Origin of the sequence: Thauera butanivorans (assembly GCF_048398245.1) — a bacterium.
Taxonomy (GTDB): domain Bacteria; phylum Pseudomonadota; class Gammaproteobacteria; order Burkholderiales; family Rhodocyclaceae; genus Thauera; species Thauera butanivorans.
Genome location: NZ_CP183038.1, coordinates 2,958,034 through 2,981,119 on the forward strand (window position 1 = coordinate 2,958,034; position 23,086 = coordinate 2,981,119).

At 66.9% G+C, this 23,086-nt stretch carries 20 protein-coding genes; 14 read left to right on the forward strand and 6 right to left on the reverse strand.

The features are described 5' to 3' along the window. Positions 1-73 precede the first annotated feature (73 nt). From ACNQFN_RS14315 to ACNQFN_RS14325, 3 genes are read left to right on the forward strand one after another with little or no spacing between them, the layout of a single operon-like run. Positions 74-925, forward strand: coding sequence for an AAA family ATPase (locus tag ACNQFN_RS14315; RefSeq protein ID WP_418646820.1), 852 nt, complete (start codon positions 74-76; stop codon positions 923-925). A 15-nt stretch (positions 926-940) separates the two neighbouring features. After that, entirely contained in the window at positions 941-2,335 is a 1,395-nt protein-coding gene (locus ACNQFN_RS14320; protein WP_418646821.1) for an EAL and HDOD domain-containing protein, read from the forward strand. 25 nt (positions 2,336-2,360) lie between these two features. Then, entirely contained in the window at positions 2,361-3,539 is a 1,179-nt protein-coding gene (locus ACNQFN_RS14325; protein ID WP_418646822.1) for a vWA domain-containing protein, read from the forward strand. A gap of 31 nt (positions 3,540-3,570) precedes the next feature. On the opposite strand, the gene ACNQFN_RS14330 is transcribed toward ACNQFN_RS14325, so the two are convergent. Beyond that, a complete protein-coding gene (locus ACNQFN_RS14330) occupies positions 3,571-4,332 on the reverse strand; it encodes a hypothetical protein (protein ID WP_418646823.1) in 762 nt (253 codons plus the stop codon). A 404-nt stretch (positions 4,333-4,736) separates the two neighbouring features. Here ACNQFN_RS14330 and ACNQFN_RS14335 point away from each other — a divergent pair, with 404 nt between their 5' ends. The 6 genes from ACNQFN_RS14335 to ACNQFN_RS14360 all read left to right on the forward strand — a co-directional run bounded on the left by ACNQFN_RS14335 (position 4,737) and on the right by ACNQFN_RS14360 (position 11,115). Then, positions 4,737-6,770, forward strand: coding sequence for a TonB-dependent receptor plug domain-containing protein (locus tag ACNQFN_RS14335; RefSeq protein ID WP_418646824.1), 2,034 nt, complete (start codon positions 4,737-4,739; stop codon positions 6,768-6,770). 81 nt (positions 6,771-6,851) lie between these two features. Further along, positions 6,852-7,406, forward strand: coding sequence for a DUF2478 domain-containing protein (locus ACNQFN_RS14340; protein WP_068636428.1), 555 nt, complete (start codon positions 6,852-6,854; stop codon positions 7,404-7,406). 19 nt (positions 7,407-7,425) lie between these two features. Next, positions 7,426-8,457 carry an ABC transporter substrate-binding protein gene (locus tag ACNQFN_RS14345; RefSeq protein WP_068636356.1) on the forward strand — a complete coding sequence of 344 codons (1,032 nt, stop codon included), beginning with the start codon at positions 7,426-7,428 and terminating at the stop codon, positions 8,455-8,457. Further along, positions 8,454-9,446: a FecCD family ABC transporter permease gene (locus tag ACNQFN_RS14350; RefSeq protein ID WP_418646825.1), complete on the forward strand. Its 993-nt coding sequence runs from the start codon at positions 8,454-8,456 to the stop codon at positions 9,444-9,446. Before ACNQFN_RS14345 ends, ACNQFN_RS14350 begins: the two co-directional genes overlap by 4 nt. Further along, the gene (locus ACNQFN_RS14355; protein WP_245650883.1) at positions 9,443-10,240 is read left to right on the forward strand and encodes an ABC transporter ATP-binding protein; all 798 of its coding nucleotides are present in this window, start codon (positions 9,443-9,445) and stop codon (positions 10,238-10,240) included. Before ACNQFN_RS14350 ends, ACNQFN_RS14355 begins: the two co-directional genes overlap by 4 nt. A 62-nt stretch (positions 10,241-10,302) precedes the next feature. Then, positions 10,303-11,115, forward strand: a complete 813-nt coding sequence (locus ACNQFN_RS14360) for a TOBE domain-containing protein (protein WP_068636358.1) — start codon at positions 10,303-10,305, stop codon at positions 11,113-11,115. A 13-nt stretch (positions 11,116-11,128) separates the two neighbouring features. On the opposite strand, the gene ACNQFN_RS14365 is transcribed toward ACNQFN_RS14360, so the two are convergent. Both ACNQFN_RS14365 and ACNQFN_RS14370 read right to left on the reverse strand, forming a co-directional pair. Next, on the reverse strand, positions 11,129-12,322 hold the full coding sequence (locus tag ACNQFN_RS14365) for a multidrug effflux MFS transporter (RefSeq protein ID WP_418646826.1): 1,194 nt from the start codon (positions 12,320-12,322) through the stop codon (positions 11,129-11,131). A 92-nt stretch (positions 12,323-12,414) separates the two neighbouring features. Further along, complete coding sequence (locus ACNQFN_RS14370) at positions 12,415-14,598, reverse strand: malate synthase G (protein ID WP_068636360.1); 2,184 nt, start codon at positions 14,596-14,598, stop codon at positions 12,415-12,417. 237 nt (positions 14,599-14,835) lie between these two features. On the opposite strand from ACNQFN_RS14370, the gene ACNQFN_RS14375 reads away from it, so the two are divergent. The 3 genes from ACNQFN_RS14375 to ACNQFN_RS14385 all read left to right on the forward strand — a co-directional run bounded on the left by ACNQFN_RS14375 (position 14,836) and on the right by ACNQFN_RS14385 (position 17,044). Further along, a complete protein-coding gene (locus ACNQFN_RS14375) occupies positions 14,836-15,231 on the forward strand; it encodes a Fur family transcriptional regulator (protein WP_068636361.1) in 396 nt (131 codons plus the stop codon). Between the two features lie 119 nt (positions 15,232-15,350). Continuing rightward, a complete protein-coding gene (locus ACNQFN_RS14380; RefSeq protein WP_418646827.1) occupies positions 15,351-16,277 on the forward strand; it encodes a GTP-binding protein in 927 nt (308 codons plus the stop codon). Beyond that, on the forward strand, positions 16,274-17,044 hold the full coding sequence (locus ACNQFN_RS14385; protein WP_418646828.1) for a hypothetical protein: 771 nt from the start codon (positions 16,274-16,276) through the stop codon (positions 17,042-17,044). Before ACNQFN_RS14380 ends, ACNQFN_RS14385 begins: the two co-directional genes overlap by 4 nt. A 51-nt stretch (positions 17,045-17,095) precedes the next feature. On the opposite strand, the gene fliE is transcribed toward ACNQFN_RS14385, so the two are convergent. From fliE to ACNQFN_RS14400, 3 genes are all read right to left on the reverse strand, one after another. Continuing rightward, positions 17,096-17,419 carry a flagellar hook-basal body complex protein FliE gene (fliE, locus tag ACNQFN_RS14390; RefSeq protein WP_068636379.1) on the reverse strand — a complete coding sequence of 108 codons (324 nt, stop codon included), beginning with the start codon at positions 17,417-17,419 and terminating at the stop codon, positions 17,096-17,098. A 142-nt stretch (positions 17,420-17,561) separates the two neighbouring features. Next, positions 17,562-19,001: a sigma-54-dependent transcriptional regulator gene (locus tag ACNQFN_RS14395; protein ID WP_418646829.1), complete on the reverse strand. Its 1,440-nt coding sequence runs from the start codon at positions 18,999-19,001 to the stop codon at positions 17,562-17,564. Then, the gene (locus ACNQFN_RS14400; protein WP_418646830.1) at positions 18,998-20,218 is read right to left on the reverse strand and encodes a sensor histidine kinase; all 1,221 of its coding nucleotides are present in this window, start codon (positions 20,216-20,218) and stop codon (positions 18,998-19,000) included. Before ACNQFN_RS14400 ends, ACNQFN_RS14395 begins: the two co-directional genes overlap by 4 nt. A gap of 112 nt (positions 20,219-20,330) precedes the next feature. On the opposite strand from ACNQFN_RS14400, the gene fliF reads away from it, so the two are divergent. Continuing rightward, on the forward strand, positions 20,331-22,076 hold the full coding sequence (gene fliF, locus ACNQFN_RS14405) for a flagellar basal-body MS-ring/collar protein FliF (RefSeq protein WP_068636382.1): 1,746 nt from the start codon (positions 20,331-20,333) through the stop codon (positions 22,074-22,076). Next, positions 22,073-23,074 (forward strand): flagellar motor switch protein FliG, encoded by a 1,002-nt coding sequence (gene fliG / locus ACNQFN_RS14410; protein WP_068636383.1) that lies wholly within the window; start codon positions 22,073-22,075, stop codon positions 23,072-23,074. Before fliF ends, fliG begins: the two co-directional genes overlap by 4 nt. The last annotated feature ends 12 nt before the right edge of the window (positions 23,075-23,086 follow it).

Consider the following 23,086-nt stretch of genomic DNA (forward strand, 5'->3'; position numbering starts at 1 on the left):
AGCTGCGGACGCGCCGCCGGTTTTTCGTAACGCTAGTCTTATAATCGCCAGGGAATAATCAGAGGAATCCCGCATGTCCACGTTGCGCTTCGAAGGTACCCGCGATTACGTCGCCACGCCCGACCTGATGCTGGCGGTCAATGCAGCCATCCGCCTGCAACGGCCGCTGCTGATCAAGGGCGAGCCCGGCACCGGCAAGACCATGCTGGCAGAGGAAGTCGCCGCCGCGCTCGGGCTGCCGCTGCTGCAGTGGCACATCAAGTCCACCACCAAGGCCCAGCAGGGCTTGTACGAATACGATGCGGTGTCGCGCCTGCGCGACTCGCAGCTGGGCGACGACCGCGTCAAGGACATCGCCAACTACATCGTCAAGGGCGTGCTGTGGCAGGCCTTCGAGGCCGAGCAGCAGACCGTGGTGCTGATCGACGAGATCGACAAGGCCGACATCGAATTCCCCAACGACCTGCTGCGCGAGCTCGACCGCATGGAATTCCATGTGTACGAGACGCGCCAGACCGTGCGTGCGCGCCACCGCCCCATCGTCTTCATCACCTCGAACAACGAGAAGGAGCTGCCCGACGCCTTCCTGCGCCGCTGCTTCTTCCACTACATCCGCTTCCCCGACCGCGACACCATGCAGCGCATCGTCGATGTGCATTTCCCCGCCCTCCGCAAGCAGCTGCTGAGCGAGGCGCTGGAAGTCTTCTTCGGCCTGCGCGACGTTCCCGGGCTGAAGAAGAAGCCCTCGACCTCCGAGCTGATCGACTGGCTCAAGCTGCTCGTCGCCGAGGACATCCCGCCCGAAGCCCTGCGCAGCCAGGACGGCAAGACCGTGGTGCCGCCGCTGCATGGCGCGCTGCTGAAGAACGAGCAGGACATGCACCTGTTCGAGCGCCTGGTGATGATGGCGCGCAACAACCGCTGACGGCACAGGCACCGCATGTTCAAGGCCCTTCTCGACTGGCTGTTCGGACGCCGCCCTGCCGCCGCGCAGGCAGCCGCACCGGCGGCCACGCGCCAGGATTTCGAGCAGCTCAACCGCAACGCGCCGCTGCGCGAGGCCGCCGTCGGCGACGCCCACGGCGAGGACGGCGCTGCCACCGTCACCTATCTGTGCCGCGAAGCGGTACTGGGGCGCGACCAGCGCATCGCCGGCTACCAGTTCATGCTGCACGAGGGCACGCGCAACCGTATCCGCCACGGCAGCCGGCGGATACACCACCTCTACGCCGAGGTACTGGTACGCAACCTCGTCACTGCCGACATCGGCCGGCTGCTGGGCCACCGCCTGGCTTTCATCGAGATACCCGACTCCTTCCTGTCCCACCCCTGCCTGGCCGAGCTACCGGCACGGAACATCGTCCTCATTCCGATGCCCCACGCCGAAGCCGGCGGCCCCGCCACCGAGACGCTGGGCGGCGCGATGGCGCAACTGCGCCAGGCGGGTTTCCGCTTCGGCCTGCCCGACCCGATGATCTTCAGCGAGTTCGTGCCGCTGCTGCCGCAAGCGGACGTGATCGCGCTGCGCGCGCCCACCCTGGACGCACGCCGCGGCCTGCAGCTCGGCCAGATGCTCGCCGACGCGGCGCCGCAGGCACGCCTGCTGGTCCGCGACCTGCCTTCGCTGGAAGATTTCCGCTTCGCCTTCAAGCTGGGCGCCAACCTGTTCCAGGGGCCGTTCATCACCAGCCGCGAGGACTGGAGCGAGCATGAACTCGGTCCGAACACCGCGCGCATCGCCACGCTGATCGGCCGCCTGCGCCTGGACGGCGACACCCGCGAGATCGCCGCGATGCTCAAGCAGGACGGCGCCCTGTCGCTGCGCCTGCTGCGCTACGTCAATTCGGTGGCCGGCGCCCATGCCGAGCCGATCTCCTCGATCGAGCACACGCTGGTGATGCTGGGCCACGACCGCCTGTACCGCTGGCTGGTGCTGCTCGCCTGCAGCACCGACGGCAGCCAGGGACGCGCCGCCGCCGCGCTCGAAACCGCCCTGGTGCGCGCGCGCATGATGGAGCTGCTGGCCGAAGACCAGCCGGTGGCGCAGCGCGAATCGCTCTTCCTGGTCGGCCTGCTGTCGCTCGCCGACGTGATCATGCAGGTGCCGCTGGAAAAGGCCCTGGCGCCGCTGGCACTGGCGCCCGACGTGCAGGCGGCGCTGCGCGGCGGCGAAGGGCCGCTGCGCCCGCTGCTCGAACTCGCGATCGCCTGCGAACGCGGCAGCGCCGACAGCGAACAGCTCCAGGCTGTCGCCGAACGCTGCGGCGTCACGCCCAGGCAGGCCTCCCGCTGCCATATCCAGGCCCTGCTTTGGGCGATGGACATCCAGCAGTGAAGGCCTCCGAGCCAAGGATGCGACGATGCTGATCGATTTCTTCCTGCACCTGAAGGCCCGCAAGCTGCCTGTCTCCACACGCGAGTTCCTGACCCTGCTCGAAGGCCTGCGCGACCATGTCTGCGGTCCCTCGATCGACGACTTCTACGTCTTCTCGCGCGCCAGCCTGGTCAAGGACGAATCGCTCTACGATCGCTTCGACCAGGCTTTCGGCGCCTACTTCAAGGGCGTCACCGAGATTCCCGGCCTGGAAGCCGAGCTGCCCGAGGAATGGCTGCGCGCGATGGCGAAGAAGCACCTGACGCCCGAAGAACGCGCCCGGCTCGAAAAGCTCGGCTGGGACAAGCTGATGGACGAGTTCCGCAAGCGCCTGGCCGAGCAGAAGGGCCGCCACCAGGGCGGCAGCAAGTGGATCGGCACCGGCGGCAGCTCGCCCTTCGGCAACAGCGGCACCCATCCCGAAGGCATCCGCGTCGGCGGCGAATCGGCCGGCAACCGCACGGCGGTCAAGGTGTGGGACAAGCGCGAATTCCGCAACCTCGACGACTCGGTGGAACTGGGCACGCGCAACATCAAGGTCGCGCTGCGCCGGCTGCGCCGCTTCGCCCGCGAAGGCGCGGCAGAAGAGCTCGACCTCGGCGGCACCATCGCCGCCACCGCGCGCAACGCCGGCTGGCTCGACCTGCTGATGCGCCCCGAACGCCATAACGCGGTCAAGGTGCTGTTGTTCCTCGACGTCGGCGGCTCGATGGACGACCACATCAAGGTCTGCGAGGAACTCTTCTCCGCCTGCCGGCTGGAATTCAAGCACCTCGAATACTTCTACTTCCACAACTGCGTGTATGAAGGCGTGTGGCGCGACAACCGCCGCCGCTTCAGCGAGCGCACCCAACTGCTCGACCTCATCCACAAGTACGGCCCAGACTACAAGCTGATCTTCGTCGGCGACGCCACCATGAGCCCCTACGAAATCCTGCACCCGCACGGCTCGGTCGAGCACATGAACGCCGAGGCCGGCGCCACCTGGCTGCGCCGCCTGCTCGACGCCTACCCCGCCGCCGCCTGGCTCAACCCGGAGCCGGAACGGCTGTGGGAATACCGCCAGTCGATCGGCATCATCCGCCAGATCATCGGCGAACGCATGTACCCGCTGACGCTGGACGGCCTTTCACGCGCAATGCAGGGGCTGTCCAGGCGGCAGTGAAGGAAGCGGCACGCCCCTGCCAGTCACGGAATCAATCATTTCCTTGGCGAAGATCGGATGGGCGATGTCCGGGAAGCTTCGATTCCGTCCGGGCCGTCCGCATCAATTCGCCTGGAGTGGTGGCCACCCACTGTTGCTCATTCACTGAAACGGCGACGAGCAACTGGCTCGCACGATAAGTGCCAGCATGCGCCGACTCGATGAACTCAAGCAGATAGTCGGGCCGCGCATCCCGGTTCCAGTCGGCAATCGCGCGGAGTACGAACTGGACGGTCCAGTCTTCGATGACGACCGAGATTCCGGTACAGCCCGGAAGCACTTCGATGGCGGCAAACTCGATGAGCCGTTTACGCTCTCCCTCCGGCAAGCTCCAGCGCTGATTCATGGCTGTATTGAACCCGCCAATGAACATTCCATCGCCAAGTGCCGCAAGGGCATCGCATGGATCTTCTTGCGATGCGCTCGGCAGCGCCGCCTGGATCAAAAGCTCGATCTGACAAATCCGCAGATCCGATGGAAGCATGCCGTCGACCGGTGGCAGGCCTGCTGCCGCATAGGCACGACAATCGGACATGCCATTTTCCTGAAGACTTGCCGCTTCGATGGGCAGTTCGGACAAAGACTGCCGGACGTTCTGGATGGCCAGCGAGACATCATCGTCGAACACTCTGATCCTGTCCTCGGCGGACATGGGCGCAGGCAGCAAAATGAACAGTGCGGCGAAGCCGTTTCTCAGCCAGTGCATGATCTTCAGTAGGCCTCGGTGGTCTGGAAAAATGTGCTTCATGTACAAGGCAGCGTTCCCTGGCAGCCTCCATATGAATGAATTCTACAGCTCAAGCCCACGCCATCAGAATATTTTTAATCGATATGCGTATACAGTAAAACTTCCTCGGCAAGCTGCCGCAACAAGGCACACGGCATCAAGATCGTCATGCGGCCTGCCCGCAAGCACTATGATCCCTGGACCATGGCAAACCCAAGCGGCTTCCCTTTCGTTATATACGAGCGTATATTTCAATGATTTACAGAATGTTGCGGAATTCGGCCCTTGTGGCCGCCTTATCGCAACCGGCATCGGCCGCGGACCGCACGCTCGCCCGCGGCCGTGGTGCAAAGCGCCGACATGAGAGCGCCATTTTTTTGCCAGTCGTTATATACGGTTCAATATTTCGATTCATCAGGGGAGTCCGGGTCATGAGAAGAAAGATTCTGTGCTGTTCAATCGCGATGTGCTTTCCGCTGGCCGTTCCCAGCATCGCCCAGGCCGAGACGGACGAGCGCGTGTTCACGCTGGGCCAGATCACCGTGACCGGCCGCCCCGACGACGGTGGCCAGGCCGTCGCCACCAGCACCATCGGCCGCGAGCAGATGGACGATTTCAGCCGTGACGGCCTGCTCGGTGCGATCGACCTGCTGCCGGGCGTCAGCACCACGTCGGGCAGCGGCTCGCGCAATGAAGGCAGCTTCCGCATCGGTGGCTACGATGCCTGGCGCGTGCCGCTGATGATGGACGGCATCCGGCTCTACCTGCCCTACGACAACCGCATCGACATCGGCCGCTTCCTGACGCCCGATCTGTCCGAGATCCAGGTCTCGAAGGGCTATGTCTCGGTGCTGAACGGGCCGGGCGGCATGGGCGGCGCGATCAACCTGGTGACCCGCAAGCCGGCCAAGTCCTTCGAGGCCGAAGGCCGGGTGTCGCTGCTGCTGGGCGAAGGCGGCCAGCGTGGCGGCATGACCTGGTACGCCAACGTCGGCGGCAAGCAGCAGGACTGGTACTGGCAGGCCAGCTTCGAGCAGCGCGACATCGACCATTGGCGCATGTCGCGCGACTACACGTCCACCAGCATGGAAAACGGCGGCGACCGCAACCGTTCCGACTCGGATGACAAGCGGCTGAACCTGAAGCTGGGCTACACCCCGAACGCCACCGACGAATATTCGATCAACTTCGTCAAGCAGGAAGGCGAAAAGACCGCGATCCTGAGCACCCGTCCCGGCAACCGCGACCGCGACTGGGACTGGCCGAAGTGGGACGTCTGGAGCCTGTACTGGCTGTCGCACACCCAGTTGTCCGACACCGCCTACCTGAAGACGAAGGCGTATTACAACCAGTTCGACAACGAGCTGATGATGAACAACTTCGATACGCTCAGCACCTATGACGACACCTCGTACGGCCTCTCGCTCGAAGCCGGCACGACCTGGCTCGCCCGCAACACGCTGAAGGCCGCGGTGCATTACCGCAATGACAAGCACACCGGCTGGGACAAGGAATACTCGCCCTTCTTCGTCACGCCCAAGCAGGACGCCGAGGAGGAAACCTGGTCCTTCGGCCTGGAAAACACTTTCCACGCCACCTCCAGGCTCGATCTGGTCGCGGGCATCAGCTACGACGACCGCAACACCAAGAAGGTGGAACAGTTCAGCAAGGGCCAGACGCCGGAATTCTTCGAGTACGAAACCAAGGACGCATCGGCCTGGAACTACCAGGGCGCGGCGGTCTGGCGCTACAGCGACACCGGCAGGCTGAATTTCTCGGCCTCGCGCAGGGTCAGCATGCCGACGATGTTCCACCGCTTCAGCTCGCGCTTCGGCGGCGCCACCTCGAACCCCGGGCTGAAGCCCGAGAAGGCGCTGAACTTCGAACTGGCGCTGTCCGACAGGATCGGCGAAAACTGGTTTGGCGAAATAGCGCTGTTCCACAACAAGATCGACGACCTGATGCAGGGCGTTGACGTCGAATACCCGGCCGGTTCGGGCCGCTTCTACACCCAGAACCAGAACGTCGGCAAAGGCACGTTCAAGGGCGTGGAACTGTCGCTCAACGGCTTCATCAACCCGAGCCTCGAAGTCGGCGGCAACTACACCTACACCCATGCCGACATCGACCTGGACCGGACCGCGGTCAACAGCACGCTGACCCGCAACGAAATCCCGCGCCACGCCGGCATGGTCTATGCCAAGTGGACGCCGACACCCCGTATCAGCGTGATGCCCTACATCGAGTCGGCAAGCAGCCGCTGGTCGCCCAACATCATGAGCGGCGACCCGGATGTCAGAACCGGCTCCTACACGCTGGCGAACTTCAGGGTCGCCTATCAGGTGACGTCCGATCTCGACGTGTCGCTGACCGCGCGCAACCTGTTCGACAAGAACTACGAACTGAAGCACAGCTATCCGGAAGAAGGCCGCAACTTCATGCTGACTGCGCGCGTGCGCTATTGATGATAACGGCACCGGGCGGCGCGGGGCATCATGCCCGGCCGCCCGGCTTCCGGTTCGGCACACCGCTACCGGGGACATCCGATGACGACCTCCACGATCTCCACTTCGGGCGCCCGCCGGCCATCGCCGCTGGTGGCCGCGATCGTCCACAAGCACGGCGACCAGGCCGACGAGCTGCTCGCGCGCTTCGCGCTCGACCTGCGCGACTCGGGCTGGCGGGTGCACGGCATCGTCCAGCGTCGTTGCGGTTCGCGCAAGGCGCATGCCGCGCTGGTCGAACTGGATACCGGCCTGCACATCCCGCTTTACCACCACACCGGCCGCTGGCCGCTGCCGTGCAGCCCCGAACCGGGCGGCATCACTGCCGCCAGCCTCGCGCTGCGCACTGCACGCGAGGCTGAAAGCGACCTGGCGGTGGCCAACCGCTTCGGCACGCTGGAAGCGCTCGGCGGCGGGCTGGCACCCGAGATGCTGGCGCTGATGAACACGGGCCGGCCGTTGCTGACGGTAGTCGGCAAGGCCTACCTGGCCGACTGGCGGGAGTTCACCAGCGGACAGGCGGCCGAGCTGCCGCCCAATCGTGCCGCGCTGGACGAATGGTTCATCGGCGTTGCCTACGCGAAACGCGCAGCCTGAAGCTGCGGATGACCGGCCAATGAAACGAAGATCCTTCCTGGCGCTCGCCGCCTGCGCGCCCTTCCTGCCGGCAGGCGTGCTGCTGCCGGGCATTGCCGCAGCACGCCCGACCGCCGGGGACGGCATTCACGTTTTCGGCGAACTGCCCGCGCCCGAACGCATCCGTCGCGTGTTCGCCGCCGGGCCGCCAGCCTCGGTGCTCGTCCATGCCCTGGCGCCCGACAAATTGATGGGCTGGCCGGGTGCGATGTCCGACGACGCGCTCGCCCTGCTCGCTCCGCAATACCGCGCGCTGCCGGCGCTGGGCCGGCTGACCGGGCGCGGCAGCACGGTGCCGATGGAGCGGCTGGTGGCGCTGGCGCCGGACGCCATCGTCGATACCGGCATGGTGAGCGAGCACTTCCTCTCCATCGCCGAGCGCGTCCATCGGCAGACCGGCATCCCCTACATCCTCGTCGACGGACGCTTGCCCGACAGTGCCCGGCAACTGCGGCAGACAGGCCGCCTGCTGGGCGCCGGCGAGCGCGGCGAAACCCTCGCCCGCCATGCCGAGGCAGTGCTGACCGCCTGCCCGCCCATCGACGCGGAGGACAAGCCCAGAGTCTATCTGGCGCGCGGCAGCGACGGCCTGGAGACGCCGCTGCCCGGCTCGGTCAATGGCGAGTGCATCGAAGCGGCCTGCGCGGCGAATGCTGCCCGCGGCAGCGGCAACCTGGCGCGGGTGTCGCTGGAGCAGTTGCTGGCCTGGAAGCCGGATGTGATCGTCACCCAGCACGCCGAGTTCGCCGCCCTCGCCCGCCGCGACGCCACCTGGAACACGCTGCCGGCGGTGCGCGAGGGCCGCCTGTTCCTGGCACCCCATTTGCCCTTCGGCTGGCTGGACGGCCCACCCAGCGTCAATCGCCTGATCGGCGTGCACTGGCTGCGCGAGGTGCTGCGCAGCGGCGCACCGGCGGCGGACTGGATCGACGAGGCGGAGGAATTCCACCGCCTGTTCTACGGCCACGTGCCCCCGCGCGAACTGCTCGTGCGCGCCATCACCGCCGCATGAGCGCTCGCGGCCTGCATCCGCTGGTGCTGGTGCTGCCGGCCGTGCTGGTCGCGGTGGCCGCGCTGGTGTCCGGCGCCTATCCGCTGGCCCTGGCCGATGCGCTGTCCGCGCTGCTGGCCGGCCCGGCGGGCGGCGGCGAGGCCGGCACCGTGGTGTGGAAGCTGCGCCTGCCCCGCATCCTCGCCGGGCTGCTGGTCGGCATGGCGCTGTCGGTGGCGGGCGCCGCCTACCAGGGCATGTTCCGCAATCCCCTGGTGTCGCCGGACATTCTCGGCGTGTCGGCCGGCGCCGGCGCGGGCGCCTCCATCGCCATCCTGCTCGGCCTGCCTATCGCCGCGGTGCAGGGCGCCGCCTTCACCGGCGGCATGCTGGCCGTCGGCAGCGTGTATGCCGTCGCCAGCCGCATCCGCTACCACGACCCGGTGCTGGTCCTGGTGCTGGCGGGGGTCGCGGTGGGCACGCTGTTCGGTGCCGCCATCTCGCTGACCAAGGTGCTGGCCGATCCGAGCGTGGAGCTACCTTCGATCACCTTCTGGCTGCTGGGCGGGCTGAACGCGGTGAGCATCGACGACCTCGCCATCGCCGTGCCGCTGATCCTGTGCGGCCTGGCGCCGATGTGGCTGCTGCGATGGCGCATCAACCTGCTGACGCTGAGCGACGACGAATCGGCGAGCATGGGCATCAACGTCGTCCGCCTGCGCCTCGCGCTGATCGCCTGCGCCACGTTGATGACCGCGGCGGCGGTGTCCATCGCCGGCATCATCGGCTGGATCGGCCTCGTCGTGCCCCATGCGGCGCGGCTGCTGGTCGGCCCCGAATTCTCCCGCCTGCTGCCGGCCACCGCGCTGCTCGGCGGCGCCTTCCTGGTGGCGGCGGACACGCTGGCGCGCTCGGCCGCCAGCATCGAACTGCCGCTCGGCATCCTCACCGCGCTGGTCGGCGCGCCGGTGTTCCTGTGGCTGCTGGCCCGGAGCGGCAGGCAGGCATGAGCGACACGGCATTCGACGCCATGACGGCCGATCGCCACCAGCAAGACACCGGGCCGGTGCTGGAGGCCCGCGGACTCGCCATCGGCCACCATCGCAAGCGCATCGGCGAAGACATCGACCTGCAGCTTCACCGCGGCGAGGTGCTGTGCCTGCTCGGCCCCAACGGCAGCGGCAAGACGACCTTGTTCCGCACCCTGCTCGGCCTGCTGCCGGCACTGGACGGCAGCGTCCGCATCGGCGGCAAGCCGCTGCCCGGGTGGCCGCGCAAGGCGCTGGCACGTTTGATCGCCTACGTGCCGCAAAGCCAGGCCGTGCCCTTCCCCTTCACCGTGGCGCAGATGGTGCTGATGGGGCGCACGGTGCATATCGGCCCCTTCGCCCAGCCCTCGGCGCACGACCGCCACGTCGCGGCAGAGGCGCTTGAGGCACTCGGCATCGCCCATCTGTCGGCACGCGCCTGCATGGAAGTATCGGGCGGCGAACGCCAGCTTGCGCTGGTGGCGCGCGCGCTGGCGCAGGAAGCCCGGGTGCTGATCCTCGACGAACCGACTTCCAGCCTCGACTTCGGCAACCAGTTGCGCGTGCTGGAGCGCATCGCAACGCTCGGCAAACGCGGCATCGCGGTGCTGATGTCGACCCACCAGCCCGAACACGCGCTGCGCGTCGCCGACCGCGTCGCCTTCCTGAAAGCCGGCCGCATCGTGCGCCGCGGCGGTCGCGAGATCATCGACGCCAGGGCGCTGGCCGAACTTTATGGCGTCGCTGAAAGCCTGATCGCCGCCGGCTCCGCCTAGCCTGCCCGCGTCGCAGCCGGTATGCTTCGGTCGATTCGAATTCGAAGAGGTGGTGCCGACGCATGAAAACCGACAACAAGGGCATCGAGCTGCAGGGCGCGATCTGGATGACGGTCGGCAGCGCCAATCTCGGCGGTCCGGGCCGCATCGAACTGCTGTCGAGGATCGCCGAATGCGGCTCCATCACCGGCGCGGCCAAAGCCATCGGCATGAGCTACAAGGCCGCCTGGGACGCAATCGATGCGATGAACAACCTCGCCGGCGAACCGCTGGTCGAACGCCAGACCGGCGGCAAGGGCGGCGGCGGCACCAGGCTGACGCGCCGCGCCGAGCAACTGGTGGCGAACTTCCGTTTGATCGTGCAGGAGCATCGCCGCTTCATCGAACATCTCAGCCGGCAGGCCGAAGGCATTGCCGACGATTACCTATTGATCAGGAGAATGAGCATGAAGACCAGCGCACGCAACGAATTCCTCGGCACCGTCCGCGAACTGAAGCGGGGAGCGGTGAATGACGAGGTCGAACTCGAAGTCGCCGGCGGGCAGCGCATCGTCGCCATCGTCACCCACGAGAGCAGCGAAAGCCTGGGGCTGCAGCCCGGCGCCGAAGCCTTCGCGCTGATCAAGGCCTCGTCGATCATCGTCGTCACCGACGAAGCCGGCGCCCGCTTCTCGGCCCGCAACCGCCTGGCCGGCACGGTGTCGCGCGTGCAGCCGGGCGCGGTCAACACCGAAGTGGTGCTCGACCTGCCCGGCGGCGGCAGCGTCGCCGCCATCGTCACCAACGAGAGCGCCACCAATCTCGGCCTCGCCACCGGCAAGCCGGCCACCGCCATCTTCAAGGCATCGAGCGTGATCGTCGGCGTGCCTGCGTAAGCCGGGAGCCGAATCAAGCCTTGCTGCCGCGCCTGCGCAGCAGCAAGGCCCACATCGCCAGGCTGAACAGCATGCCGGCCGCCACCGTCAGCGCCAGCGGCGTCGCGCTGGCCTGCACGCTGTGGCCGACGATCATGCCGGCGCCGGCACCCAGCCCCATCTGCGCGAAGCCCATCATCGACGCCGCTGCGCCTGCCATCTTCGGGTAGCCCGCCAGGCCCAGCGCGGTGGCGTTCGGCAACAGCAGGCCGACCGCTGCGGTCACGCCCCACATCGGCCCCATCACCGCCGCCGGGTGATGCACGCCGGCCAGCGCCAGCACGGCCAGCAGCAGGCCGCTGGCCGCGCCCAGATACACGCCGCTGCGGATCAGCCAGTCCGCGCCCAGCCGCCGCGTCAGACGCGCCGACAGCGTGCTGCCGACGATGAAGCCGGTGACGTTGGCGCCGAAGGCGAGGCCCATCTGCTGCGGCGACATGCCGTACAGCTCGATATAGACGAAGGGCGAGCCGGAGATGAAGGCGAACAGCGAAGCAAAGGCACCGCAGCCGGTCAGCAGCGCGCCGCGATAAGTGCGGTCGGCCAGCAGCACGCCGTAGTTCGCCAGCATGCGCGACGGACGGATCGCGTGCGGATCGGGATGGCGGTTGGTCTCCTTCAGCACCTTCCACACCATGAAGCCGAGCGCCAGCCCGTACAGCGTCAGCACGACGAAGGTCGAACGCCAGCCGAGATGGGCACTGAGCCAGCCGCCGAAGATCGGCGCCACCAGCGGCGCCAGCGCCGTGGCGGTCGACACGTGCGACAGCACCCGTGCCGCCTCCTGCGGGCCATAGACGTCGCGCACCACCGCACGCCCCAGCACCGGGCCGACGCAGGCGCCGAAGGCCTGCACCAGCCGCGCCAGGATCAAGGTTCCGATCGTCGGCGCCAGCGCGCAGGCCGCCGACGACAGCACGAACAGCGCCGACCCCCACAGCATCACCGGCCGCCGGCCGAAGCGGTCCGACAGCGGGCCGATCAGCAGCTGGCCCAGGCCGAAACCCAGCAGATAGACCGACAGCGTGAGCTGGGCGCCGGCGGTGTCCGTGCCCAGCGCCCGCGCGATCGCAGGCAGGGCCGGCAGGTAGAAGTCGGTCGACAAGGGGCCGATCGAGGTCAGCGCGACGATCAGGACGGCAAGCAGCAGGCTGTGTTGTACGGGCATGGAAAATCGTGGTCGGAAATGCAAGCGCCGGCCCTGAGGCCGGCGCTCATCGATCGATGCCGGCAGCTTCAGCCGCCGGCCCGATCCACTGCTCAGGCGCCCTGCTTCGCCTTGAACACCTGGCGGTAGTGGTGCAGCAGCGGTTCGGTGTAGCCGCTGGGCTGGGCGCGGCCGTCGAAGATCAGCGCGCGGGCGGCCTGGTAGGCGATCGAGTCGTCGACGTTCGGCGCCATCGGGCGATAGGCCGGATCGCCGGCATTCTGGCCATCCACCACCGCGGCCATGCGGCGCAGCGTGGCATCGACCTGCTCGGCGCTGACGATGCCGTGGCGCAGCCAGTTGGCGATGTGCTGGCTGGAGATGCGCAGCGTGGCGCGGTCTTCCATCAGGCCGACGTTGTTGATGTCGGGCACCTTCGAGCAGCCGACGCCCTGCTCCACCCAGCGCACCACGTAGCCGAGGATGCCCTGGCAGTTGTTGTCCAGTTCCTGCTGGCGTTCTTCCGCGCTCCAGTCGGCCTTGGCGGCGACCGGCACGGTCAGCAGGCCGGCCAGCAGCGCGTCGCGTTCGGCGGCGAGGTCGATCTTCTCCATTTCCTGCTGGATCGCGGCGACGTCGACCTGGTGGTAGTGCAGCGCGTGCAGCGTCGCGCCGGTCGGCGACGGCACCCAGGCGGTGTTGGCGCCGGCCTTCGGATGGGCGATCTTCTGTTCCAGCATCGCCGCCATCAGGTCGGGCATGGCCCACATCCCCTTGCCGATCTGGGCCTTGCCGCGCAGGCCGGCGGTCAGGCCGACCAGCACGTTGTTGCGCTCGTAGGCCTGGATCCAGGTGCTGGTCTTCATGTCGCCCTTGCGGATCATCGGGCCGGCTTCCATCGCGGTATGCATTTCGTCGCCGGTGCGGTCGAGGAAGCCGGTGTTGATGAAGACGACGCGGCTCCTGGCGGCGGCGATGCAGGCCATCAGGTTGACCGAGGTGCGGCGCTCCTCGTCCATGATGCCCATCTTCATCGTGTGGCGCGGCAGGCCGAGCAGATCCTCGATGCGGCTGAACAGTTCGTCGGCGAAGGCGACTTCGGCCGGGCCGTGCATCTTCGGCTTGACGATGTACGTGCTGCCGGTGCGCGAGTTGCCCTTGCGCGCGAGATCGTGCATCGAGATCAGCGTGGTGACGACGCCGTCCAGGATGCCTTCGGGAATCTCGTGGCCTTCGCCGTCGATGATCGCCGGATTGGTCATCAGGTGGCCGACGTTGCGGATGAACAGCAGCGAGCGGCCGTGCAGGCGCAGGCTGCCGCCGTCGGGGGCGGTATATTCGCGGTCGGCGTTCAGGCGGCGGGTGATGGTCTTGTCGCCCTTCTGCACCTCTTCGGTCAGCGTGCCCTTCATCAGGCCCAGCCAGTTGCGATAGACGACGACCTTGTCGTCGGCATCGACCGCGGCGATGGAGTCTTCACAGTCCATGATGGTGGACACCGCGGCTTCCACGATCAGGTCGTTGATGCCCGCGGCGTCGGTCTTGCCGATGGCGCCGTTGCGGTCGATCTGGACGTCGATGTGCAGGCCGTGGTTCTTCAGCAGCACCGCGCTCGGCGCGGCGGCGCCGCCCTGGTAGCCGACGAACTTCTCAGGCTGCTGCAGGCCGACGGTGGAACCGTTTTTCAGCGTGACGGCGAGCTTGCCATCGACCACGGCGTAGGCGGTCGAATCGGCGTGCGAGCCGCCGGCCAGCGGCGCGGCCTGGTCGAGCACCTTGCGGGCGAAGGCGATCACCCTGGCGCCGCGCACCGGGTTGTAGCCCTTGGTGATCTCGGCACCGTCGGTCTGCGGGATGGCATCGGTGCCGTACAGCGCGTCGTACAGCGAGCCCCAGCGGGCATTGGCGGCGTTGAGCGCGTAGCGGGCGTTCATGACCGGCACCACCAACTGCGGGCCGGCCTGCGACGACAGTTCGCTATCGACGTTGGGAGTATCCACCTTCACGCCGGTCGGCTGCGGCAGCAGATAGCCGATCGATTCGAGGAAGGCACGGAAAGCGGCCATGTCGGTGATCGGGCCGGGATTGGCGCGATGCCACTTGTCCAGTTCGGTCTGCAGGCGATCGCGCTCGGCGAGCAGCGCGCGGTTCTTCGGAGCGAGATCGTGTACCAGCGCATCGAAGCCTTTCCAGAAGGCGGCGGCATCCACGCCCGTGCCCGGCAGGGCCTCTTCTTCGATGAAACGCTTCAGATTCGCAGCCACCTGAAGGCGATGGCAGTTCACTCTCTCGGTCATGTTGTACGCACTCTCTGGCATGATTCATGGGAACCCGGGCGCAGCACTCATGCAACGCGGGCGACCGCGAGGATGCGACCGATTTACGCTCCGGTCAAGGCCAACGCGCAAAAGTCCTCTATAAGACCTGAGATATACCTGCCCGGCCCCCATCGGCAGGATGGTGCCGAAGCTCATCGACACGCATGTGCTTCACCTGGCGGACGCCAGGAGACGAACCGATTGGAGAAACAGGGAATGCCCAGTCCGACACTCACCAGGCACCAGACGCTGGTGTTGAATGCGCTGCAGCGTGCCAAGGAGCCGACCAGCGCGTATGCGCTGCTCGAGCAGCTCCGCGACGAGGGGATCAAGGCTCCACCGCAGGTCTATCGGGCGCTGGACAAACTGGTCAGTTGCGGACTCGCCCACAAGCTGGACAGCCTCAACGCCTTCGTCGCCTGTGCGCATCCACACGAGCATGAGCATGACCTGGTCGCCTTTGCAATCTGCAAGCGCTGCGGATCGGTGCAGGAATTCGCCGATCACGCCATCGAGCAGCACCTGACGGATTTGTCGCAGGCCCACGCATTCAGGATGGAAAGCGCCATCGTCGAAATCCGCGGCATCTGCGGGAACTGCCCGACGGCCTGAGGGCCGACTTCCACCCCCTGCCGCTGGCGAAGCCTCCGCCCGGAGGTATGCACGCTCGTTGAAACGCCTTTTGTTATATTATAACATAACCGATCGCGCTTTTACTGAATTGACGAGCAATGAACGCAGACCTTTCCCAGCCGCAACAGAAAAAACTGCCGGTGACCGTGCTCTCGGGCTTCCTCGGCGCCGGCAAGACCACCTTGCTGAACCACATCCTGCACAACCGTGAAGGACGCAGGGTCGCGGTCATCGTCAACGACATGTCCGAGGTCAATATCGACGCCGCGCTGGTTCGCAACGGCGGCGCCGAACTGTCCCGTACCGACGAGAAGCTGGTCGAGATGAGCAATGGCTGCATCTGCTGCACCCTGCGCGAAGACCTGTTGGTCGAAGTCGAACGCCTCGCCCGCGATGGGAGCTTCGACCAGTTGGTGATCGAATCCACCGGCATCTCCGAACCCTTGCCGGTCGCCGAGACCTTTACCTTCGAAGGCGAGGACGGACGCTGCCTCAACGACCTGGCGCAGCTGGACACGATGGTCACGGTGGTCGACGCCCGCAACTTCCTGCACGACTACGGCTCGCGCGACAGCCTGCAGACACGCGGCGAGTCGCTCGGGGCGGAGGACCGCCGTACCGTGGTCGATCTGCTGATCGAGCAGGTCGAATTCTGCGACGTCATCGTGCTCAACAAGATCGATCTGGTCGGCGCCGAGGAACGCGAACGCCTGATGGCCATCCTGCGTGGCCTGAACCCGCGCGCCCGCATCGAAGTCGCCGAGTTCGGCAAGGTGGCGCTGGATCGCGTGCTGGACACCGGCCTGTTCGATTTTGCCCCTGCGCCGCGCCGGAATGGCTCGACAGTGGAAAGGCATGACTATTGCTCCCCGTCTGGAGACACTCGACGGAGAACAGCATGCGTATTCAATCAGGCCACGGCATCCAGGCTTACGGGGCATCCGTTCGATCCGCCCTCCAGCAGCAGAACGGCCATGCCGCTTCGTCCGCGCTCGTCGCGCTATCGCGCAACACCGAAAGCGTGAGCCTTTCCAGCATCGGCCGGGCGCTGGCAGCGCGTGAAATCGACGCGGCAGAATCCCCCATGTCCGCCTCGGCCGTCCCAGGCACTGCTGGCCACGGCCCGACGCTTGATCGCCAGACCATCCAGGCAGGCTACGAGTCCTGGCTGCAGGAGCGTCGCCAGAACCCCGGACTCGGTCGTGAATATCACGCCCAACTGGACGGCAGCAGGGACACTTACCTGAACATCCTCGGCAAGGCCGACGCAGCCAATGGCTTTGCCCAGCCACAGGCGTTCCTGCAAACACTGAGCCAGGATGAACTGCGAGCCCTGCAGCACATGCATTCGTTGGCCTCTCTCCCCGATCCGGCCACGCTCGATGAAGAAGGCGCGCTCAATCTGCTGCTGCCACGCAACATGAGCCGCGACCTGAACCAGGACGGCCTGACCCGCATCGGCCGTGCCGATACCATGCTCTTCCCGCCCAATGACGCCCCACAAAGCGTCAAGGATGCCTGGTCGAAGGCCACCAGCGACCTCGATCCCGGCACGCGCCTGCACCTGGAGCTGCAAATGTGGACGAGCGCCCGCGGCGGCATCCCGATGTCGGGCATGGCCGCAGACATGGGGCAGGCCGACTACCACAAGGCAGGCTTCGACTATGGGACGGCGGCGCGGACCGTGATCGATGGCCTGGTCGCCGCGTTGCAGCGCCAGCTCAGCGGAGAAGAAAGGACGCTGCAGGAAACCCTGCTCCAGGCCGTCCGGAATTTCGCGTCCCACCTGTAAAAAACATGGGGCCGTGATCCGGCCCTATGTCGCGCTGGCTTCGTGGCTGTATCAGACCGGCATGTTCATGATGTCCTGATACGCGGTGACCAAGCGGTTGCGCACCTGCACCATCTGCTGGAAGGACAGGTTGGCCTTCTGCAGGTTGACCATCACGTCCTGAAGATTGACGTTGGGGTCGCCGGCAGAGAACTCCTGCGCCATCTGGCGTGCTTCGGACTGGGCCGCGCTGACGTCCTTGAGGGCGTTGTCGAGCACATCGGCGAAGTTGACGCCGCCCGCCGCGGGCGCAGCCGTTTCCACAGGCTTGTTCTGTGCAGCCTGGGATACCGAGCGCAGTTCGCTCAACATCTGGTCGATTCCACGGGTGTCCATGCTCGCTCTCCGGTCCAGGTCTTCGGCCTTGTGATCTGTCTGCCGATCTTCGGTTCCCCGGCCTGTGTCGCTCTGTTTGTCGCTGTTGACGTCAGTCTAGCAGAGCAAAGCCCGTGCCACCGCCATGCAGTTCGTCCGCCGGCTAGACATCGTAGCCTTCGTCGCGGTACTGCTGCAGCTTGTAGCGCAAGGTTCGTTCCGAGATTCCCAGCTTTTCGACGGTTTTCTTGCGCGATCCGCCCAGTTCGCGCAGCGTGCCGAGGATGTGCTCGCGTTCGAGATCCTTCATGTTCGCCGGGCGAGCGGCCTGGGCAGTTGCAGCGACAGCCCCGGTCTGCGGCGGCAACGGTTGGCTGGCGGCAAACATTGCCGCCGGCGCGGCAGGCGCCTTGCTGGATGCCGCGGCAAAATCTGCCGCCGGAGCGATCTGCGCCGGCGCCGCTGCGGCGCCGTCCCAGTGCGGCAGGCAGAGGCGCAGCGTCTCGGCGCCGACGGTGTCGCCGGGCGTCAGGATCAGCGCGCGCTGCAAGGTGTTCTCAAGTTCGCGCACGTTGCCCGGCCAGCCGTAACTCGGCAGCAGGTTCTCGGCCTCGGGCGCCAGGCGGGCCTGGCGCTTGAGCCGCGCAGCGTGCTGGCCGAGGAAATGACGTGCCAGCGGCACGATGTCGCCCGGCCGCTCGCGCAGCGCGGGAATCGCGATCGGGAAGACGTTGAGCCGGTAGTACAAGTCCTCGCGGAAGCGGCCCGCGGCGATCTCCTTCTGCATGTCGCGGTTACTGGTGGCCAGCACCCGGATGTCGAGCGCCACCGGCTTCTTGCCGCCGACGCGTTCGACTTCGCGCTCCTGCAGCACCCGCAGCAGCTTGGCCTGCAGGCCGAGCGGCATTTCGGAGATTTCGTCGAGCAGGATGGTGCCGCCCTGGGCCTGCTCGAACTTGCCCGGCTGTGCGGCCTGCGCGCCGGTGAAAGCGCCCTTCTCGTAGCCGAACAGCGTGGCCTCCAGCAGGTTCTCGGGGATCGCCGCGCAGTTGATCGCGATGAAGGGGCCGCTGCAGCGTGGCGAATGGCTGTGGATGTAGCGCGCGAAGACTTCCTTGCCGGTGCCGGACTCGCCGGACAGCAGCACCGTGGCGTCGGTCTCGGCCACGCGCGCGGCCAGTGCCAGCAGATTGCAGGTATGCGGGTCTTCGGCGACGGTGTCCTCGGCGGCGGGCGGCAGCGCCGCGTAGCGCCGCACGTTCTCCAGCAGCACTTCGGGTTCGAAGGGCTTCATCAGGAAGTCGCAGGCACCGCCGCGCATCGCTGCCACCGCCTTGTCGACGTCGCCGTAGGCCGTCATCAGCAGCACCGGCAGTTGCGGCTGGCGCAGGCGGATCTCGTGCAGCAGTTCGAGGCCGTCCATCGGCTGCATGCGCAGGTCGGTGACGACGAGGTTGAAGCGCTGGCGCTCGAGTTCGGCCAGCGCCGCCGGTCCGCCATCGACGCCGGTGACGCCGTGGCGGGCCATCTCCAGCGTGAAGCACACGGCATCGCGCAGCGCGGCATCGTCCTCGACGACGAGAATGTTCAGGTGTTCGATCATGGCGGTGACGGCGAAGAAGTCGTGTCTGCCGGCAGTTCGAGCGACATCGGCAGACTGAGGATGAAGGTGGAACCCTGGCCGGGCGCCGAACGCAGCAGGATGTCGCCGCCGTGGCCGCGCGCGACGCCGCGCGCGATGGCGAGGCCGAGTCCGGTGCCTTCGGCGCGCGTGGTGAAGAAAGGCTCGAACAGGCGCTCCTGCAACTCGGCCGGAATGCCCCGGCCTTCGTCGCTGACGGCGAAGCGCACCGCGGCCACGCCCAGGCCGCTGTCGGCGGCCGGCACGCTTGCGACGTCGAAGCGCACGCAGCCGCCCGCCTCGCTGGCCTGGATGGCGTTTTCGAGCAGGTTGGTGAGCGCGCCGCCCAGTGCCTTGCGGTCGCCAAGGAGTTCGGTGTCGCCGCAGCCGCAGTGCGCGTCGAACTCGATCTGCTTCGCCCTCGCCAGCGGCTCCAGCGTATGGGCGAGTTCCGCCGCCAGTTCGCAGACGTGGAAGCGCTGCCGCCCCAGGCTGTCGCCGCGGGCAAACAGCAGCATGTCGCGGATCAGGCGTTCCAGGTAGCGCAGGCGCTCCAGCGCGCGGTCGGCGACGTGGCTGCGCTGCGCGGCGCCGAGCTCGGGCTGGCGCAGATTGCCGGTGTAGAGCAGCGCGGCGGCCAGCGGCGTGCGCAGTTGGTGCGCCAGGCCCGCGACCATCTCGCCCATCGCCGCGAGCCGTTCGTTGCGCTCTGAAGCGAGGCGCATGCGGTGTGTTTCGGTGATGTCGTGCAGCAGCACGATCCGCTCGTCGCCCGATTCGAGCGCGGATTCGGACAGCGACAGCCGCCGCGGCTCGTCCGCACTACCGCCCTCGCCCGGCGCCGCGAAGCTGAACTCGCCCGGCGTCTCGGTGGCCTGCAGGCGCGCCCACGCGGCACGCCAGGCGGTGCCGACCAGCGCGCCGCCGAACAAGGCCTCGGCCGCACGATTGACCTGGACGACGAGGCCCGCGCGATCGACGACGACGACCGCTGCCGGCAGCGCGCCCATCAGCACCGACAGCCGCTCGGTCAGTTGCCCGACCTGCGCCTGCAGCGCGTTGTAGGCGGTCGACAGTTCCTCGGAAGCGCGGTTGAACAGCGCGAACGCCTCGGCCAGCTGCGCCGCGTCGAGCGGAGCGGCCGGCGATCCGGCAGAAGGATGGCTGGGTTCCGTATTCACGCCCTGCACTCTAATCATGGTGGGCACTATCTTAGCCGGCAAACAGGCGGCAAAAAATGCCGCTATTCGCATGACCACCCTTGCCAGGGCCGCGTGACAATGCGCCCATCCGAAAAAGTGGACCGCCATCATGGCCGCTGCCGAGAACACTGCCGAGATGCCCATTGGTGGGGCGCCCGCAGGGAACGCACCGAATACCGGGCCTGCCGAGCCCACCGAACCCTCTCGCCTGCAGCAGGCGCTGGAGAACGTCAAGGCGCTGACGCAGCAGCAGAAGATCGCCGCTGCGGCCGCGCTCGCGCTGACGATCGCGCTGATCGCAGCCCTGCTGATGTGGAACCGTCCGCCCGACTACGCGGTGCTGTACTCCAACCTCGACGAGCGCGACGGCGGCCAGGTCATCGCCACGCTGCAGCAGCAGAACGTGCCCTACCGGATGTCGTCCACCGGCAATGCGATCCTGGTGCCCAGCGCGCAGGTGCACGAAACCCGCCTGCGCCTGGCTGCGGCCGGCCTGCCCAAGGGCGGGCTGGCGGGCTTCGAGCTGATGGATGGGCAGAAACTTGGCATCTCGCAGTTCAACGAACAGGTCAATTACCAGCGCGCGCTCGAAGGCGAGCTGTCGCGCACCGTGCAGTCGATCTCGGCGGTCGACAGCGCCCGCGTGCATCTGGCGATGCCCAAGCAGACCGCCTTCCTGCGCGACGACCAGAAGCCGACCGCGTCGGTGATGGTGAACCTGCGCCCGGGGCGCATCCTGGACGAGAACCAGGTCGCCGGCATCGTGCATCTGGTGTCGTCCAGCGTGCCGCGCATGACCGCCGAAGGCGTCAAGATCATCGACCAGAGCGGCAAGCTGCTGACCGAACGGGCCGACCCGCTGATGCGCGCCGGCCTCAACGCCAACCAGCTGCAGTACGTGCGGATGGTCGAGGAAGGCCTGATCGAGCGCATCGACAACATCCTGGTGCCGCTGTTCGGCAAGGACAACTTCCGCGCCCAGGTCACCGCCGCCGTCGATTTCAACCAGGTCGAGCAGACCGCCGAGACCTACAAGCCCAACCCTTCGCCCGACCAGGCAATCCGCAGCCAGCAGACCACCGAGACCATCAACCCGCTGCAGGGGCCGCAAGGCATTCCCGGCGCGCTCACCAACCAGCCGCCGGTACCGGCCACCGCGCCGCTCAGCGTGCCGCCGGTCGGCGCAGGCCAGCAGGGCTCGCAGGGCGTGATCAGCAGCAACCGCAGCGCGGTGCTCAACTACGAAGTCGACCGCAGCATCCAGCACATCAAGCAGGCGGTCGGCCAGATCAAGCGCCTGTCGGTGGCGGTGGTCGTCAACAACCGCAGCATGCCCGGCCCGGACGGCAAGCCGACCCGGGTGCCGCTGACCGACGAGGAAATCGCCCGCATCACCAACGTCGTGCGCGAAGCCGTCGGCTACAACGCCGACCGGGGCGACTCGATCAACGTCGCCAACAACGCCTTTGCCCGCGACACCGACGACGCCGCGCCGCCGCTGTGGAAGGATCCGGAAATGGTCGAGCTCGGCCGCGAAGGGCTGAACTGGCTGCTGATCCTGATCGCGATCCTGCTCGCCTACTTCGGCGTGCTGCGCCCGCTGCTGCGCACGGTGATACCGCCGAAGGAGAAGCCGGCCAAGGATGCCCAGGCCGAACCGGGCCAGGGCGGCCAGGGTGGCGTGGGCGGCGACGAAGACGAGGACGGCGTGGTCGTGTCGCTGTCGGGCGAGGATGAAGCCGACAGCTACGAAGGCCGCCTCGCCCGCGCCCGCGAGCTGGCCCGCGACGATCCCAAGACCGTCGCCAATCTGGTCAAGGAATGGCTGGGCGTGGCCGAGGAGGGCCGCAAGTGACGACACCCGAAGAAGGCCTGGAAAAAGCTGCCCTGCTGCTGATGACGCTCGGCGCCGACGAAGCGGCCGAGGTGCTGAAGCACCTCGGCCCGCGCGAAGTGCAGCGTCTCGGCATGAAGATGGCGAGCATGCCGCCGCAGTCGCGCAGCAAGGTCGAACCGCTGCTGGAGGAAATGATCGAGCATTTCGCCAAGGGCGCACTGATCGAATCGGACGAGGAGCAATTGCGCCTGATGCTGACCAAGGCGCTGGGCGACGAGCGCGCCAGCCACCTGCTCGCACGCATGATCCAGGGCTCGGACACCGCCGGCATCGAGAGCCTGAAGTGGATGGACGCCGGCACCGCCGCCGACCTGATCAAGAACGAGCATCCGCAGATCATCGCCACCATCCTGGTCCACCTCGAATTCGACCAGGCCGGCGAGATCCTGACGCATTTCAACGAACGCCTGCGCAACGACGTGGTACTGCGCATCGCCACGCTCGACGGCGTGCAGCCTGCCGCGCTGCGCGAACTGAACGATTCGCTGACGCGCATGCTGGCCGGCGCATCGACGGTGAAGAAGGCCTCGATGGGCGGCGTGCACCATGCCGCGGAGATACTCAACTTCGTCGGCTCGACCTACGAGACCAGCATCATCGACAACGTGCGCGAATACGATCCCGAACTGGCGCAGAAGATCCTCGACGAGATGTTCGTGTTCGAGAATCTGCTCGACATCGACGACCGCGGCATCCAGACCGTGCTGCGCGAAGTCCAGTCCGATTCGCTGATCGTCGCCCTCAAGGGCGCGCAGCCGGAGCTGCGCGAGAAGATCTTCAAGAACATGTCGAGCCGCGCGGCCGAGATGCTGCGCGAGGATCTCGAATCCCGCGGCCCGGTCCGCCTGTCCGAAGTCGAGGCCGAGCAGAAGGAAATCCTCAAGATCGTCCGCCGCCTGGCGGAGGAAGGCCAGGTCATGATGGCGGGCAAGGGAGGCGACGATGGCTTCGTCTAAGCTGCCGCCGCT

What these genes read in the sequence shown, in the direction of transcription:
- ACNQFN_RS14315 (WP_418646820.1), top strand. Translation starts at nt 74, where the DNA reads ATGTCCACGTTGCGCTTCGAAGGTACCCGCGATTACGTCGCCACGCCC.
- ACNQFN_RS14320 (WP_418646821.1), top strand. Translation starts at nt 941, where the DNA reads ATGTTCAAGGCCCTTCTCGACTGGCTGTTCGGACGCCGCCCTGCCGCC.
- ACNQFN_RS14325 (WP_418646822.1), top strand. Translation starts at nt 2,361, where the DNA reads ATGCTGATCGATTTCTTCCTGCACCTGAAGGCCCGCAAGCTGCCTGTC.
- ACNQFN_RS14335 (WP_418646824.1), top strand. Translation starts at nt 4,737, where the DNA reads ATGAGAAGAAAGATTCTGTGCTGTTCAATCGCGATGTGCTTTCCGCTG.
- ACNQFN_RS14340 (WP_068636428.1), top strand. Translation starts at nt 6,852, where the DNA reads ATGACGACCTCCACGATCTCCACTTCGGGCGCCCGCCGGCCATCGCCG.
- ACNQFN_RS14345 (WP_068636356.1), top strand. Translation starts at nt 7,426, where the DNA reads ATGAAACGAAGATCCTTCCTGGCGCTCGCCGCCTGCGCGCCCTTCCTG.
- ACNQFN_RS14350 (WP_418646825.1), top strand. Translation starts at nt 8,454, where the DNA reads ATGAGCGCTCGCGGCCTGCATCCGCTGGTGCTGGTGCTGCCGGCCGTG.
- ACNQFN_RS14355 (WP_245650883.1), top strand. Translation starts at nt 9,443, where the DNA reads ATGAGCGACACGGCATTCGACGCCATGACGGCCGATCGCCACCAGCAA.
- ACNQFN_RS14360 (WP_068636358.1), top strand. Translation starts at nt 10,303, where the DNA reads ATGAAAACCGACAACAAGGGCATCGAGCTGCAGGGCGCGATCTGGATG.
- ACNQFN_RS14365 (WP_418646826.1), bottom strand. Translation starts at nt 12,322, where the DNA reads ATGCCCGTACAACACAGCCTGCTGCTTGCCGTCCTGATCGTCGCGCTG.
- ACNQFN_RS14370 (WP_068636360.1), bottom strand. Translation starts at nt 14,598, where the DNA reads ATGACCGAGAGAGTGAACTGCCATCGCCTTCAGGTGGCTGCGAATCTG.
- ACNQFN_RS14375 (WP_068636361.1), top strand. Translation starts at nt 14,836, where the DNA reads ATGCCCAGTCCGACACTCACCAGGCACCAGACGCTGGTGTTGAATGCG.
- ACNQFN_RS14380 (WP_418646827.1), top strand. Translation starts at nt 15,351, where the DNA reads ATGAACGCAGACCTTTCCCAGCCGCAACAGAAAAAACTGCCGGTGACC.
- fliE (WP_068636379.1), bottom strand. Translation starts at nt 17,419, where the DNA reads ATGGACACCCGTGGAATCGACCAGATGTTGAGCGAACTGCGCTCGGTA.
- ACNQFN_RS14395 (WP_418646829.1), bottom strand. Translation starts at nt 19,001, where the DNA reads ATGATCGAACACCTGAACATTCTCGTCGTCGAGGACGATGCCGCGCTG.
- ACNQFN_RS14400 (WP_418646830.1), bottom strand. Translation starts at nt 20,218, where the DNA reads ATGATTAGAGTGCAGGGCGTGAATACGGAACCCAGCCATCCTTCTGCC.
- fliF (WP_068636382.1), top strand. Translation starts at nt 20,331, where the DNA reads ATGGCCGCTGCCGAGAACACTGCCGAGATGCCCATTGGTGGGGCGCCC.